This window comes from Desulfoluna sp. (assembly GCF_030145185.1).
GTDB lineage: Bacteria > Desulfobacterota > Desulfobacteria > Desulfobacterales > Desulfolunaceae > Desulfoluna.
The window spans coordinates 21997-37906 of the sequence record NZ_JAQYWB010000011.1 but is presented as its reverse complement, the minus strand read 5'-3'; the positions used below and the strand labels follow the sequence as shown (position 1 = coordinate 37906).

General features: G+C 52.9%; 13 protein-coding genes. 7 read left to right on the top strand and 6 right to left on the bottom strand.

Annotated features, from left to right (window positions below; translation table 11 throughout):
- Window positions 1-19: 19 nt before the first annotated feature.
- The 3 genes from hflX to Q1Q75_RS05010 form a co-directional block, all read right to left on the bottom strand.
- Window positions 20-1420, bottom strand: coding sequence for a GTPase HflX (hflX, locus tag Q1Q75_RS05020; RefSeq protein ID WP_300668040.1), 1401 nt, complete (start codon window positions 1418-1420; stop codon window positions 20-22).
- 318 nt (window positions 1421-1738) lie between these two features.
- Window positions 1739-1948 carry a hypothetical protein gene (locus Q1Q75_RS05015; RefSeq protein WP_300668038.1) on the bottom strand — a complete coding sequence of 70 codons (210 nt, stop codon included), beginning with the start codon at window positions 1946-1948 and terminating at the stop codon, window positions 1739-1741.
- Between the two features lie 351 nt (window positions 1949-2299).
- Window positions 2300-3508, bottom strand: a complete 1209-nt coding sequence (locus Q1Q75_RS05010; protein WP_300668037.1) for an AI-2E family transporter — start codon at window positions 3506-3508, stop codon at window positions 2300-2302.
- A 514-nt stretch (window positions 3509-4022) separates the two neighbouring features.
- Here Q1Q75_RS05010 and Q1Q75_RS05005 point away from each other — a divergent pair.
- Window positions 4023-4367, top strand: a complete 345-nt coding sequence (locus Q1Q75_RS05005; RefSeq protein WP_300668036.1) for a peptide chain release factor-like protein — start codon at window positions 4023-4025, stop codon at window positions 4365-4367.
- Window positions 4368-4433: 66 nt separating this feature from the next.
- Here Q1Q75_RS05005 and Q1Q75_RS05000 read toward each other — a convergent pair whose 3' ends face one another.
- Both Q1Q75_RS05000 and Q1Q75_RS04995 read right to left on the bottom strand, forming a co-directional pair.
- Entirely contained in the window at window positions 4434-5672 is a 1239-nt protein-coding gene (locus Q1Q75_RS05000) for a hypothetical protein (RefSeq protein ID WP_300668034.1), read from the bottom strand.
- 100 nt (window positions 5673-5772) lie between these two features.
- A complete protein-coding gene (locus tag Q1Q75_RS04995) occupies window positions 5773-6990 on the bottom strand; it encodes a dicarboxylate/amino acid:cation symporter (protein ID WP_300668033.1) in 1218 nt (405 codons plus the stop codon).
- A 1043-nt stretch (window positions 6991-8033) separates the two neighbouring features.
- Between Q1Q75_RS04995 and Q1Q75_RS04990 the strand changes: the two genes are divergently transcribed.
- Entirely contained in the window at window positions 8034-8435 is a 402-nt protein-coding gene (locus Q1Q75_RS04990) for a hypothetical protein (RefSeq protein WP_300668031.1), read from the top strand.
- A 138-nt stretch (window positions 8436-8573) separates the two neighbouring features.
- Here Q1Q75_RS04990 and dbpA read toward each other — a convergent pair whose 3' ends face one another.
- Window positions 8574-9950: an ATP-dependent RNA helicase DbpA gene (dbpA, locus tag Q1Q75_RS04985; RefSeq protein ID WP_300668029.1), complete on the bottom strand. Its 1377-nt coding sequence runs from the start codon at window positions 9948-9950 to the stop codon at window positions 8574-8576.
- Window positions 9951-10350: 400 nt separating this feature from the next.
- Between dbpA and Q1Q75_RS04980 the strand changes: the two genes are divergently transcribed.
- The 5 genes from Q1Q75_RS04980 (at window position 10351) to Q1Q75_RS04960 (ending at window position 15760) form a co-directional block, all read left to right on the top strand.
- Window positions 10351-11655 carry a hypothetical protein gene (locus Q1Q75_RS04980; protein WP_300668027.1) on the top strand — a complete coding sequence of 435 codons (1305 nt, stop codon included), beginning with the start codon at window positions 10351-10353 and terminating at the stop codon, window positions 11653-11655.
- 229 nt (window positions 11656-11884) lie between these two features.
- Window positions 11885-12568 (top strand): GntR family transcriptional regulator, encoded by a 684-nt coding sequence (locus Q1Q75_RS04975; protein WP_300668025.1) that lies wholly within the window; start codon window positions 11885-11887, stop codon window positions 12566-12568.
- 27 nt (window positions 12569-12595) lie between these two features.
- Window positions 12596-12832: a hypothetical protein gene (locus Q1Q75_RS04970; protein ID WP_300668023.1), complete on the top strand. Its 237-nt coding sequence runs from the start codon at window positions 12596-12598 to the stop codon at window positions 12830-12832.
- Window positions 12833-13110: 278 nt separating this feature from the next.
- On the top strand, window positions 13111-14514 hold the full coding sequence (locus Q1Q75_RS04965) for a hypothetical protein (RefSeq protein WP_300668022.1): 1404 nt from the start codon (window positions 13111-13113) through the stop codon (window positions 14512-14514).
- Window positions 14515-14587: 73 nt separating this feature from the next.
- A complete protein-coding gene (locus tag Q1Q75_RS04960) occupies window positions 14588-15760 on the top strand; it encodes a twin-arginine translocation signal domain-containing protein (protein ID WP_300668021.1) in 1173 nt (390 codons plus the stop codon).
- The last annotated feature ends 150 nt before the right edge of the window (window positions 15761-15910 follow it).

Sequence of the window (15910 nt, the reverse complement as noted above, 5' to 3'; positions counted from 1 at the left end):
AAAAGCGAGCGTTAAGCCCTTAATCCAACATTTTTTTAAGCCAGGCCAATGTCTCCGGAAATGTTTTAAATGTCACTTCCGTCCCTGTTTCATCGTAGGATTCATTGAGGATACTGGCCTTGGTTCTTAACTGCCCTAAGACCTGCCCTTTGTCGTACGGAATCACTCGCGTTTCTTCAGTCATATTGATCTGAAAATACGCAAGAATTTTATCTCTCAGAGCCGCAACATCCTCGGAGTTATGCGCAGAGACAAAGAGTGCATCGGGAAATTCACCTTGCAGCGCTTCCAAGGCATCGGCTGTAAGTTTATCAATTTTGTTCAGGATCAGCCGGCTTGGAATTTTTTCGCCACCGATCTCGCTCAGAACCGATTGCGTCACCGCCAATTGAGACCGAAAAGCCGGATCGGAGGCATCGACCGTAAACAAAAGCAAGGACGCAGCAAGCGCCTCATCAAGCGTGGACTGGAAAGAGGCCACCAGATCATGGGGCAATTTTTTGATAAATCCGACGGTATCGGAAACCAGGACCGGGGGAAAAGCCTCCGGCTGTAACGATTTTACCCGGGTATCCAGCGTTGCAAATAATTTATCCTCTACCAGGACATCGCTGCCAGTGAGCTTTCGCATCAGCGAGGACTTTCCAGCGTTGGTATACCCGACCAGAGAAACCTGGAAATTTTCTTTCCTGCGGCTGCGCCGTCTGCTTTGCTCCTTATGAATGTCAACAAGGCGCGACCTTAACTCGGAGATACGGTCTCTGATACGCCGCTTACCAAGTTCGTGGGACGTCTCTCCTGCGCCTTTCGCTCCGAGGCTGCCCCCTTCACGATCCCCCCCGATACCCGATGCCCTTATTCGTGGCGCCAGATAAACCAGCTTGGCGATCTCCACCTGGATGAGGGCCTCCCTGCTTTTGGCATGACGGCTGAATATTTCGAGGATCACGCCGGTTCGGTCCAACACTTCGACGCCGGTCGCTTGTTCGAGGTTTTGCAGTTGCTTCGTGGACATTTCACCATCATAGATGACAAAATTGGCCTGTTCACCCTGTTCGGCCATGGGATCATCGCTTAGGTCTTCTTCATCTAAACCATCATAACTGCCGAGGAGATCCTCTTCGTCAAGGTCGTCTTCGCCGTTTTTATCATCTGATTTTCGGCTGAAGCCCTCAACCACTCCCGTACCACCGGTATAGCCGGCAAGTTCTTTTAATTTTCCTGCACCCAATAAAGTGGCCGTATGTGGTTTTGGACGGCGTTGCGTAAGGGTCGCGACCACTTCGAGGCCCATGGTTTTGACCAAACGCCCGAGCTCGAGGAGAGACGAATCGTTCTCCTCATCGGAAACACCGTGAGTTTGAACGGAAAACAAGACGGCTGTCTTCTTTCCTTCGTCATTATTGAATTGTTCCATCATCTTTTGGTTTCACCATCCGTATAGGGTTTAAAACATTATTTTTATATTTCCATGGGAACCGATTATCATCCCTGTTTTTCTGATCTAACCTATTTTCTTATAAGAACGCAACAGGTCAAAACCAAACAGGGTCTCAAAAACCAGAAGGAATAAGCGGGTGAGTCTGAGGGCAAGGGGATAGGGCAGGGGAAAACGCTCTTTCAACTCCACATCTGAAATGGAGACACGGTCTCTTCATGATAGGTTCAAGGATTCAGGAAAAACAATCAATCCATGAATCCTCGCCCCATAATACCGTCTTTTTATTTCCGAAACGGCTTATTTAATGCTTTCAGAAATTTCGCGGATGTCATCGAGATAACTGGTGCTGAGATTTTCAAACATGGAAATGGTTCGTTTCAGGATATCCTGTTTTTCAAGATCGCTGGGCTCGTGTTGATTGACGATACAAAAAGAGACCTTGTTTGAATAATACGCAGTAAGAATATTCGAAGCGATGTTCATCTTAAAAAATTTTTTTTCGTCCATGGTGCCCCCTGAATTAGTATGAGTTTAAACCAAAATTTAGACTTATATTGTTATTTTGCACAATACATTCCAACCGAGGCCCACAAAGAAAATAATTTATAACATCTTGATAACATGTCTTTAAATATTGTTGACAGCTTGGCTGCAAAACGTCAGCACTCAAAATAAACTGTCTATAATTTTTACATATTGGAAATACATGCACATGAGGTGATAAATACACAAGACATATACCCACACAAAAAACTACCTTATAAAAAGTAAGTTTTACGCGCGACAAGGAGAATTCAAGAATCACAAAGTTCGCGAAACCTAAGACAGGGAGCCCTGTACGCAGCGTCCGAGCGGGTTCTATTTGCTGTCCTGCTGCCTGAGGAAATCGTCAAACTCAAGGCTGTAGATATAAAGCAAAACCATGGCCAGCCCAAAGATGATGGGACCGTACAGGAGGCCAATCAGGCCAAAATAATTGATTCCGCCCAGGATGGCAAAAAAGATCAGGAGGGTACTCATATCCGCCGCCCCCTGCATGAAAAGAGGACGGACAATGTTATCGATCATGCCCACCACCACGACAGACCAGACCGTCATAAAAATCGCAAGACCCCAGTGCCCTGAAATCAAGAGGTAGAGGGCCGCCGGAATCCATATAAGGGCGGTACCGACCATGGGGACAAGGGAGGCGAAGGCCATGGCAATTCCCCAGAAGAAGGCCGGGAGTCCGCAGATCCAAAAGGCAATCCCCCCCGCCAGTCCCTGGGCGAGTGCGGTCACAAAGGTTCCCAGCAGGGCCGACTTTGAAACGGTTTTTATCTTTTCGATAATACGGTCTTCCTGGCTGGAGCTCAAGGGGATGAGGTGGAGGAGACTGGCAAAAATGATCTCTTCATCCCGGACAAAAAAGAAGAAGGTAAAAAGCATCAGAAAGAACTTCCCCACAAAGGAGGTCAGGCTTCCTGCCAGATAGCCTCCCTGGTTCAGCAGGGATTTCCCGATGGACCGGGTCATAGTCAAAATGGCTTGATCGATTTGGAGATTTTTTAAATTAAAGTCGGGGAAGAAACGCTCAATATCAGGAAGGACGCCTTGCCCCCAGGCAGTCACACCCGTGACCATGGGATGATTCATCAACGCATGATATTTCCCGGTTTCCACCCAGTTATAAATGGCATCAAAAGAGTCGACGCCCTGTTGAAAAATCGCCAGCAGCATAAAGAGCACCGGCAGGACCACAACCAGGGTCAACAGGACGCAGGAACATCCGGCGGCCGTGTTTTTCCGGCCCCTGAAGAGGCGCTCCAGTCTCTTGTTCACCGGGCTAAATATGATGGCCAGGAGCATGGCCAGAATAATGGTGTGAAGATAGGGCTTAATAATATGGTAACACCCAATCAGCACAACAATAATCAGAAGAAACAGGAAATAGTGCACATTCATGAAGGCATGATCTGAATCCTTCACCGCCGCTTTTTTGCTCGGGGCCACAGCGGCTTCTATTTTCTTTTTTTCACCTGCCTTGCCATCCTTTTTTACTTTTCCAGCGGGTCTCTTTTTCGCCATTTTTGAGCCTTCTATTTTATCCACCGTGTTATCGCCGTAAAGGGGAACCCTTTTTGGAAAAGACTTTTCACCTCTTACCCCAAATGCATCCCCGAGCTGCGGCCATCAGATTTTTGGCAGAGCTGCCAATAGACAGGAAATAATAAAATATATTAGACATACCCATACCCCACTTGTATCTATTCTACAACCATTCACTAATCAGGTGACAGGCCACTGAGGTTTGATTGATAATACACAGACCAGACGCCCCTTGGCCATCTGTTTCCAACCGAAAAAAGGGCCTGCCTGCTGGATACCGGGGCCTCCGGGTGACAGGCCCAGACGGAGAGCCCCTTCGGCCCGGTGGGCACCAGGTTAAAATGGATTCAATCGTAACCTTTCTTTGCGACGCTTACCAGGCGAACGGCGAAGGGGCCTTGGCTTAAATCGATGGACCAGCAAGGCAAGGGAACCTGACAGACAAGATGGAATGAACGAACGGCCGGAGGGCCATTTAGACGAGAGGGGACCTATGGGACCGGGAGAGAAGAAGCGCAAAGAGCTCAAAATCAAGATCGACTCTTTGGGGATAAAACATGGGGATATCGAAGAGAAATTCGTCCGATCCTCGGGAAAAGGGGGACAAAATGTCAACAAGGTCGCCACCTGCGTTCACCTGAAGCATCTCCCCACGGGCATCATCGTCAAATACGGGGCCGAACGATCCCAGAACCTGAACCGATTTCTCGGGCTTCGGCTTCTCGTTGAAAAAATCGAAGGGAAACGTCACGGCACCATTCGGGCAGATGCACGCATCGAAAAAATCAGGCGGCAGAAAAAAAGGCGGCAGCGCCGCAGCCGATCAAAAATCGGCTGAGGCCCCACCGCCCTTCCCTTGAAAATGAAATCCGTGCCACGAGAGGTAACGCAGGTCTTCCTGTGTCTATCCCTGTCCCAAAAGGGGTGCAAAGCGTTCCGGTTCAAAGGAATGCTTGTCTTTCAACTCCAGAAGCGCCGCCTCCACATTGCCTGCCAGCAGCGCGACTCCACGGCAGACCACCGCCCGGTACCGATCCAGATCACCCTGGGTCAACACCGGAATCTTCCAATGGGCAATATTGTCCGGGCTCACCAGCATGGAAATCACGGCAGAGGTCCCGGGCACCGTCCCACCGCCGGAGACCACCCCGTTCAGATCGTTACTCATAAAGGTCACCCCGCCGCAGTCCTGGCTGATAACCAGGGCCAACTCAGCCACAAGAGCCACCTTCTGACGGGACGTCGCCGCCTCTCCCAGGCGGGTCCCCAGCCCCACAATTTTTTCGGCAACGTCCCGGGTGGCGCGTTCCATCCCCCCTTGAACACGGGGGTAGGCCGAATCGCTGCACACAAAGGCCAGTCCCAGCTCTTCTGCCGCCCGGCACAGGCTTTCATAGACGGCGACGTTGTCCCAGTCCCGGTTGATCCGGAACCAGAAGGCGTCATCCTCTAGTGAAGAGCACACGGCCGGAACATAGGCCTTGCTCTCCACAATCACTGTGGGCAGCCCGTCCAATCCCAGCGCCTGCATAAGCCGTCCCTTGGCGCCCAGACAGACGTTGCCTTCCAGGTCCTCCACCGGCCCGACCCCGCCCTGGCTGGCGTTGACCAGCGCCATCACAGAGACAGGCACCTGACCGACCTCCACCACCGCCCCCAGCATCGTCCCGATCTGACCGGGCACGTCCTCGACGGCCAGGTGAACCGCCTGGGGCCATTTGCGCCGAAACGTATCCACACACGCCAGAGCGATGGCGGCCTGAAGGGCCACCGGAGTTTCCAAAACCCCCTGCCCATAAATTCGGCCCAGGGCATCAAAGGCTAAAGTCTGCGTGCAAACCGCCTCCCGACCGACAATCCGCTGCATGAGCTCATGCTCCACCGGGGTCACCCCCCGCCTCGTCACCGCCTCACCACAGCCGCCATCGGCGGTGCGCACACGGATCATACCCGTGTCCACATCCCCTTGAATAAAGGTCAGGGTCAAATCCACAGGATACGCCCGGCGAAGAATATCCACGGCCACGGCAAACCCGGCTGAATCATCCTGCACAAATCCGGCATGACTGTGAACATGCCCCACACCGGCATGGCCCACCAGGCCGACCACCCCTTGTTTTCTGCTGCTTCGATTAATCATCATTTGCGCCTCCGGCCCCTCTGGATGTTTCATTCCAGGGGACAAAAAAAGCAAAGAGGGGCAGCCCCCTCTTTGCTGAAATCAACACACAGCCAAAAAAAGCTTAGCTGTTGGGCTGGTTGTACACCTCAATATCCAGATCACCGCACCGGGAGGCCGTATAAACCATTCCCACGGTATCCCCGGTCACGTTCAGCATGGTGTTGGGCATGTCGATCAAAATGTACACCCCGGCAATCCAGCCGACAATCTCCATGGGAAGCCCCATAATCTGAAGCAGCACCGCGGACATCACGATCCCACCGCCGGGAACGCCGGCAACACCGGCCGCCATAACCACGCCAAGGGCAATGATCGTCAGCAGCTGCACAAAGCCCAGGTGGATTCCATACAGCTGGGAAGCGAAGATCGCGTAAATCGCCATCTCGGCGGCGCAGGCATGGGCGTTAATGGTGGCGGCAGGCGGTGCGATGAGATTGACCATATCATCAGGCACCCCACCACGATCCCGGGTACACTCCATGGTCATGGGCAAGGTCCCGCTGGCACTCTGGGTAGAAAAGGCAAGAGCCATCGCCGGATAGACGTTTTTAAAGTGCTGAAGGGGGTTGACCTTGGCCAGGAATTTAAGAATCAAGGGATAAAAGACCACAATGACGGTGAGGTAGGCCAGGTACTGGGTCAGCAGCATCTTGCCGATGCCCTGAAGGGCCAGAGCGCCCAGAGTACCGGTCACATTAGAGATTAGCGCGAAAACACCAAAGGGAGCCATTTTCAAGATAATCTTGATCATACGGCCCATGGCATCGGCACCACCGTTGAAAAAGGTGCTCAGCATCTGCCCCCCTTTGGTGTTGCTGATCAGGGAAATACTGATACCGAGAAAAATGGAAAAGATAATAATCTGAAGCATGTTGCCATCGGCAAAGGCCCTGCCGACATTGTCGGGAATCCATTTAACCAGGCTGTCGAGAAGATCCACGCTGATGGTCTTGGTTTCCACCGCCGGCATGGTGATGCCGTCCCCCGGACGAATGATATAAGACCACATGATCCCACTGCCAGCCGCCAGACAGGAGGCCACAATCCAGTAGCCCATAAAGGTGGCACCCACTTTTTTCAACCGGTTCAAGTCCGCAATACTGGCGATCCCCCCGGCAATGGAAAAAAACACCAGAGGATAGATGGTCATCTTAAGCAATCGTAGAAAAACCGTCCCCACAGGTTTAATAAACGAGATCTGTGGACCCACCACAAATCCCGTCACGGCACCCGCAACAAGGGCAATCAAAATCCAACCGGCCAATCCAATTTTTTTCATGTCCACACTCCTGTTTTATCATTGATGTGACCCAACTGGCGGGTAGGGGGCAAAGCAATGGTCCAGGGGTGAAAAACAGAGTCCCGGTGGCAATCCAACAGAAGAAAGGGCCTGTGGCAGCGAGCCTTCTGAGATTGGAATCGAAGCAGGTGAATTCATGCAGGGCTTTTACTTGGTCCTCATCACGGCGTCAATCGGCGAAATCACAAGCGATTCATGTTTTTATTCCGCCTTCTCTTTATCGAAAACCCCAGGCTGGCCCATCTTGAATACAGACAGATGCAGACGCACTTAATGAGGTTTTCCCGCAGTGAACCGCCAGGCGTCAGGCCTGGATTGACCCCTGCCAAAGCCTCTTAGCTCACTGGTTTTACATCATCATGGTATAGGGAGCCCTTCCCACCACGTCCCTCGTGTCTCTTTTTTAACTCCAGGAAAAGAAACATACCGGTCGCTCGAAATAAAGGCCCGAGGCTCCCGCGGCCAATGAAAATCGTCACCGGCCCAAAGGGGGTCGTGCGTTCACACACCTTTTTACTCCCCATTTTCATCGCTTAGTATGTCCAAAAAAACACACCCGTCAACAAAATTTTATCAAATACTTCATTTTTTTTTACATAAAATATCAGGCCCTCAACCGGTGTTCCTCGCAAAGGATCTGGCCTGTTATCCCACAATAGGGTAACCCGAAAAAATCACACTCAAAAAATGACAGACCCACTTCTATACTCATCTTCCAGGCATGAATGGACCCTTCCTGAAAAATATCGCACCGCCGCACAAGCCCATGACGCGGGTACCCATCAGGCAGGTATCACCGAACGTTTGTGACGTTTTTTATTAAAAAGGCTTCAAGGGCTGACGGGCGGGTCCGAAATACGACCGGAGCAACTATTTGTTTCCCGGCGACAAGATATGCTACCTTGAAAGCGGATTTGCGCAATGCTTTCCCCCTCGTTGTTCTGGCCGATGACGAAACATTCCCGAAGGCCTTAAAACAAACCATGACGGACCCAACCTCTTTTTATTTAAGGAGACCGCCCATGCAAACCATCACCTACACAAGGCACGAATTCCACGCAGAGCCCGAAACACATACCGCGACGTTATCGGTCTTTGTGTACGACATCCCCTGGGTGGGAGCCTGCGGAATTTTTCCGCCCTTTCACCTCCTCAACGGGATCTTCGAATCGGGAGGCGCGGAAGGCGGCATGGGGCCGGGCACAACATGGGAACCTTTTTCCATTGCCGAACCGGAATACGAAGAGCTGATGAAAGCCATCGGGACCCTGGACCCGAAAAGCCTTAAGGACAAAGTCCGGTTCGGTCAGGTTAAATTTGAGTATGATAAGGAATTTGAAACAGAAATCGAATGGATCACTTGGATGCAGAAGGTATGCGACAGGCACCGGGGTGCCTGGCACAAAAAAATAAACGGGGAGTAAGGTCTTTGGAGCGACCGACCATTGATGGGCACGCTTCGCGCATTGCCCATCGACGAGGCCGCCTTGAGCCTTGAGCCTTGAGCCTTGAGCCTTTAGCCTTTAGCCTTTAGCCTTTAGCCTTTAGCCAATCCTCCTCCCCTACTCATGCCTGTAAATAATAAAATGCCGTCCCTTGATCTTTTTCGTGGAGAGAGCCTCTTCCGCCTGATCGGCCATGGCGCGTTCAATGGCGACGTATGAATAGAAATCAAAGCAGTCGATCTTGCCCACGCAATGCCCCGGAATGCCCCCATCCTTGGTGAGAGCCCCCAGAATATCGCCGGGGCGCAGCTTGCTTCTCCGGCCGCCGTTGATGGAAAGGGTGACCATGGGAGGGGCCACACTCTCCTCCGCCGAAGGCGTCAGGGCACTCGCATCCGAGGTTTCAAAGGCCGTCCCCATCATGACGTTGATGTCCTCCAGGCGAAACCGCTCCTTGGGCGTCATCAAAGAAAAGGCGAGCCCCTCTTTCCCGGCCCGGCCGGTCCGACCGATCCGGTGGACATAGACCTCCGGCTCAAAGGGAAGATCAAAATTGATCACCGCGCTGAGCCCGCCGATATCAAGACCCCTTGCGGCCACATCCGTGGCAACCAGAATAGGGCTGCTCCCGTTGGAGAAACGCACCAGCACTTCGGTCCGTTCCTTCTGCTCAAGATCCCCGTGGATGGCCAGGGCCGAAAACCCCTTTTTGTGAAGAGCCGTCGCAAGGGTCCTGCAGTGCAGCTTGGTGTTGCAGAAAATCAAGGTCGACGCGGGCTGATAGGTGCTGAGAAGATCCGCCACAACATCGGGCTTTGCATCCCACGCCGATTCATAAAAATGCTGTTCAATCACATTTTCTTCATGCACCGCATCCACCACCACCTTCTGGGCCTTTTTTTGAAATTTTTCACTGAGCGTAAGGATCGGCTCGGGAAAAGTGGCCGAAAAAAGAAGGGTCTGTCGGCGTTTGGGCAGATAGTCCATAATCGTTTCGATGCTATCTTCAAACCCGTCGTCAAGCATTCGGTCCGCCTCGTCGAGCACCAGGGTGGTGACGTGATTCAAAGAGAGCGTCTCCCGTCTCAGGTGCTGTTCAATACGCCCCGGAGTCCCCACCACGATATGGGCCTGATGCGACAGGGAATGCTCCTGGGGCCTGAAGGGCACGCCGCCGCAAAGGGTCACGATCTTGATATTGTGCTTGAACCGGGCGATCCGCCTCAGCTCACCGGCCACCTGCTCGGCCAGCTCACGGGTCGGACACATCACCAGCGTCTGGACCCGAAAAAGGGAGACATCCAGGTTGTGGAGCAAGCCGATGCCAAACGCCGCCGTCTTTCCACTCCCCGTCTTGGCCTGGGCCAGCAGATCTTCCCCTTTGAGTACATAGGGCAAACTCTCCGCCTGGACTGGGGTCATCTCATCATACCCCATGGCGTTAAGGTTCTCGATCATTGACTTGGTTAACGGCAACGCTGTAAATGCGCTCATGAAATTTTTCCCTTATATAAAAAGCCCCAAAGGGCTCATATGGTTCCTCGCACCCAACCGGTGCACGGCTCATAAAACTTTGCAGATAGATCACATATTTCCAACAAAAGCCATCATTAACCGCACCCACCTGCGCAAAACACGGCGGCGGATCACCAGGAAAGATCGAACGTACGAGGCGTTACAGGGGCAACCTCAGCAGGATGGAACCCGACCGGTTCAAGCATGAAGACAAAGCGACCCTTCCTTACAGGGAGGCGATCATGATAGAACACATACGAAACAATTTCTTTTCCCGACTCTAAGAGACGCTGCAAGAAGCGAGGCAAGGGCAAGGGCAGCCAACCGTTCAAGCTGCTTTACCCTCACCCGAGAATGCGAACGCAAGGCACGAGGCGTTATGACACAAGACGACGACAACAACACAGACGGAGCATATTTGATACCGGACAAGATCGAAGAGTTCATCTATCCCTACCTCAACACCACCTCCGCCCTTTACTGGCAGATCAACGTCATCGAAAATAAACTCCGGCGCATCAACGACTACCGGATCCCCGGCCTTGGAAACAAGAGCAGCCAGATTCTTCAGAACATGCACTACTCCCGCACGGTGATTCTTGAAAAGGATTTCCCCCGATTCGAATCCTTTATGAAAGAGGTCAAGAAGCGCAAAGCGGCCTCGGTCCTGATCCGAATCAAGGCAGATGACGGCACCATGCGATGGCTGAAGGTGGCAGGCTGGCCGGACCCCTGCAAGTCCACCTGCTGTTTTGGCTTCATCTCCGATGAGACGCAGCTGGTGAGCGATTTTTTTGCGTCGAGCCGTGATGAATCCTCGATTCAGCAAAAGGTCCAATTGTTTGACACCCCCGTCTTTGCAGCAAATTTCAGCGACCGCAAGATCCTTGCGGTCAACCAGGCCCTGTTATCGGCCTTCGGCATCGAAGAGCCAGAGGCCCTGGCCCTCGACCTGAACGAGGTCCTTAACAGCAACACCATGCCCTACATACAAAGTATTTATGAGAGCCTGATTTTTGACCAACGCTGGGATGGAAACATAGCGCTCACATGGAGAAACGAGGCACCCTTTTCAGCAAAGGCGTCCATTCGGGCGGTCTCAGACCTCGGACACAACATGCTCTGGTTCTCCCTGCACAATGTGACGGCGCAACCCCACGAGCTGTTAGAGACGCCACCCGCAGCGGCGATGGCCTCAGACCCCACGCCCGCAAACCGCATGTCGGCCATCGGTGAGGCGACGGATATCGATGAAATGCTCTCCCTCATCCTTGAAAACCAGCCCCACCCCCCCCTGGCGGACGCCCTGATCTACTCCGACGTGGATGTGGCCAGCAACCGGGTGAGTGTCTACGGAAAAGGGGTTGGCCTTGCAGCCCTGGCTCCTGGATTTTCCCACCCCTACGAGGGCTCCATCGCGGAAAATATCCTCAATTTCCGGTTGGACCACCTCATCCTCACCGAGACCACAGAGAGCATCAAGCCCATTGACTGGGCCCTGTTCATCCCCATGGGGATCCACTCCTACTTTGCCATGCCCTTTTATGAAGAGGGCATACTGACCACCGTGCTGATCTTCTGTTCGTCCCAACCGGGTACCTTCACAGAAGAGAACGTTCACGCCTACACCCCCCTATATCCCGCTTTTCTCAAGGGGCTTGCCCGGTGGAATACGCAAAAATAACAGGAATATAATGCCCTCTTTTTTAAAACACAGTGCCCGAAATGAGGGCTAAGGCCGGCAGAACTTATGGCCCCCTGGCCCCACCACCCACCCTCAGCGTCCCGTTTAACCACTCGCCAAAATTGGCCCAACCGCATTGGGAAATGCACTGCTATATTAAAAAATGCTTGTGCTTTTACCTAAAAAAGAAGATTATTGGTATAACCAATTAGCAAAGAGGCCCAACCAATTGAAGAAAGATCAACAAAAAAAGATTATTACCGAACAACTTATCTCTTTCATCGAAAATGAAAATTTAGGGATAGGAAGTCGGCTGCCCTCTGAGCGCAACTTGACTGAGCTCCTCAATGTCAGCAGAAACACAATCCGCGAGGCCATCCGAGAACTTGAAGCGCGTGGCCGTGTTAAATCAAAATCAGGCAGCGGCTGTTTTGTCACCGCCCATGAAGACACGGCCAACTGGGTCAGCCTGCGCGGCAACACCCATCCAGAGGTCTTAAGCGACCACATGGAGGCCCTTGAGGCGATCAAACCCCTCATCGCCGAAAAGGCTGTCATGCGGGCCACGGACAGCGACATCATAACGCTCAAGCAGGTCATTATCCGCCTCAGCAACGCCATCTTGAACCGTGACAACACCAAAATCACGGAGGCCATGCTCGACTTCAGCAAGACCCTCGCCGAGGTCAGCGGCAACCGATTTTTCATTCTGATTCTCCAGGAGATGAACCTGGATCACTATATTCTCTCCACCACCCTGCCCCACTACACAAACGAGGCCCTTCAGGCCATATTTAAGAACAGGGTGGAGGTCATCAACTGCTTCAAGAATCGTGACACGGATAAGGCAGCGGCCCTTGTTAAAAGCTGCATTGAAGAGAGGCACGCTTTTTTTGAAAAACAGAACCCCTGAATATTTTTAAACCGGAGCGATGCGACCATGCAGAGACGAGATTTTTTTAAAAGCGTCATAAACATACCTTTAAAGAGGCTCTCCACCTTCTCCACGGACCTCCGAAGCACGGAAATGTCCGAAACCGAGCTGTTCATGGAAGCCATGAGGTATGGCATTGATCCGGCGACCCTCTCACCTGCGGAACTCAGAAAAACGGTAAAACAAAAACAGCAAGAGGCCACGGAAATAAAGCCGTCTGAAAAGCGGGCGGCCCCTTCATAAAAACCACGATCAAAGCGCCCCGCAGTATCCTGAAACGCCGGCCCCTATCCGCCGCCCGCTTCCTGTGAGGCCTTTGTCACCTGCAAGGAATACACTTTCCAGCTGAAACCCATAAGCCCGACGTGACTGCTGGTCTCCCTCGACCCCGCTTTCGGTAAACGGACGTCGAAAAGGCCCCATGCAGCCCGACGCCACCCGTGCGTCCTGCGGCAGCCCACGCTCAAGCTTTCGGATTTCAGAGGGTTATCGAGAATAATTGTTTAACAGGAGATGTTGTAATGGAAAGAAACGAAGTCAGTTACCTTGAGAGCAGAAAGCTGGTTAAGAGGTGGCAAGGGCCCTTGCCCGCCCTGGCTAACTCACTGTTTATCGCGATTGTGTTTTATGCCACCTGGTGGATTTTTCAGGACCCCAGGGGAATCATGCGCATGTACACACCCTATGTGGGATACATGGTGTGCCGATGGCTCCTGATCCTCTTTATCTGGGTTGCCTATATTTTTGATTTCTGGCCCTTCAAAAAAGCGTGGCTCGACAGGACCCACCCCTTAATCAAGGGATCCATCCTGGTCGCTTTCAGCGTGGCCGCGATGTACCTGCTCATCAAGGTGTTTTTTGTCGACATCCTGGGCAACTTCGGCATCGCTTACTTCAACCCGGAGCGCCTCATCAGCATGGGCATTACCGAGTTTTATGCCATTGAGTACGCAGCCGAAGCCATCATGATGTTCGCCGCCATCGCCTCCTGGCTGAGCCCCAGCTGGGTTGTGGCCTGTGAGAACGCGCCCTGGCAGGACCTCCCCCAGCCGGCCAGAGGCATCACCATCGTTACGATCACCTTCTTTATCAGCATGATCGTCTACTTCCTCACCATGCACTCCCACATGGCCATCCTCTTCTACCCCTGGCAGAAGTTTACGGCCATCTGCCCCCCTTATTGGGAAGAATTTGCCAACACCGTCTCCGGCAACTTCCATATTGCGTGGATCATGTGCTGTACCGTGGTCGTCTGGCTCTTTGAGACCATCTGGGAACGCTACCCCTTCAACCTCATCAAAACCAACTGGCTCCGGCGCGTGGCCTCCTTTTTTGGCATCATCATCATCGCCGTGGCCCTGGCCTTTTTCCTCTACTTCTGCGAAGAGCTCGCCTGGGGACCCGCCATTCGAGGTACAAGACGCCTCATGGCTCCCGACTGGCGCTGGCTGCACGTAGGTGAAATGGCTATTTTCTGGCTCTGCCCCAGCCTCTTTCTCACCTTTTACTGCAACAACTGGCCTACAAAATTCAGTCGGCCCGTGAACGTGATCCTCCGGACCTTTCTCACGGCCATTGCCGCGGTCCTCGTCTACATCGTCTATTACAAGACCTCTCACCTCTTCCTGGGTACCCAGAAGGGATTTTCCCATCCCCAGCAGTTCCCGATGATCCCCATGATCTGGCTCATCAACCTCTTCCTGGTGAACGTCTGGTTCATGGACGGATGGCCCGGATGGAAAGCCGTCCCGAAAACCACCGAGGAGCTCGAGGAGATCAAATCCGAGATCGTTGGAAGCGACGTCAAATGGACGCCCAAATTCGCCTACGGTCTTCTGGCCGGGCTTGCCGGTGGTGTGGCCGTCTATTTCGCCATCATCAACTTTATCCCCTGGTTCTCGAAGGTTTACACCATTATCAAATGATCACTCGAACCGCCGGGCATCTCGTTTTATGCCCGCACCGGTTCTCAGAATGATTTAAAAAGGTGAAAGTATCATGACTGAAAAAAAACATGAGGGCGTTTCACGACGCGACTTTGTGAAAGGGGCGGCCACCGGCGTATGCGCAGGCACATTTGCCACCATGGGGCTCTACTCCTACTCCTCCTCTGCCAAAAAACGACTGGCCAAAATCACCCGGTCCATGAAGGACTTCGGGGTGCTCAAAAACGTCAAGATCACCAATATCTCGGAAACAAGCTGGTTCAACAACGCCGACCTCATCGGTGATATCCACGAAGCCGGCGGACTGCTCGTCAACCAGTACAGCCTCAACTGGCCTCCCTTCGGCAACGGCAAAGGAAGCGCCCAGGGATCCTATGAAAGCGGCATCGCGTCCATCAAAGACCTGATCCCCAAGGACCTGGACAAAGCGTGGGGACTCCAGGAGAAGCTCTCCCTGCACCCGGAAAACGCCGGGGGCTACGCCTGCCTCATTGAGGTCGAAGAGCTCAATGGAAAAACCCACAAGTACCTCCTGGACACCGGCTGGTCCTACACATGGACCGACGCGGCCTTCAAACGGGAGGGCATCGACAAGATGCTTGAGAATCATGAAATTGAAGCTCTGTTTATTTCCCACGAGCACTGGGACCACTTCTGGGGCTTCCCGGTGACTATGAAGTACGACCCCACCATCCCCGTCTTTATCCAGGATGGCTTCTACCCGGAAGGCCTTCAGTACATCAAAGACTCTGGACACACCGGCCCCCTGACCTCCTACAAAAAGGCAGTCAACCCCTTTATCCCCGGCATGGCGGTCCTGAAATTCGATGTGCCCATCATTAACCGGGTCTTCGGGGAGATCTCCCTGGCCTTCAACGTGAAGGACAAAGGTCTGGTCCTCGTCAGCGGTTGCTGCCACCAGGGCATCTTAAAGTTCGCCGACCTGGCCCGCACCGAACTCAAATACGAAAATGACCGCTTCTACGGCATCTACGGCGGTCTCCACATCTCCCCCTTTGAAGACTGGGATCCCAAGTACGACGACCTGGTCATCTCCCTGGGGAAATGGGGCTTTGAAAAAATCGGGTGCAACCACTGCACAGGCCACCTCACCGCCAAAAAGTTCGTCGAGGCCGGCTACCCAGTGATCAGAGGCACGGCCCGGTTCCGCTCCTCCTCACCCGACTACCTCGGAAACGGGGACAAGATCTCCTTCGGGGCTTAAGGACAGAAGGGGCAAATAAACAAAAATGCCTCCAGCGGCGAGGTGGTTCACCTTGCCGCCGGAGGCATTCCGTTTAAAGTCAACGGCTGAGTTGGATTCTGTCCACCGACAGCTCATGCACTTGCAACGCACGTTGCGTTTCCTTGTTCT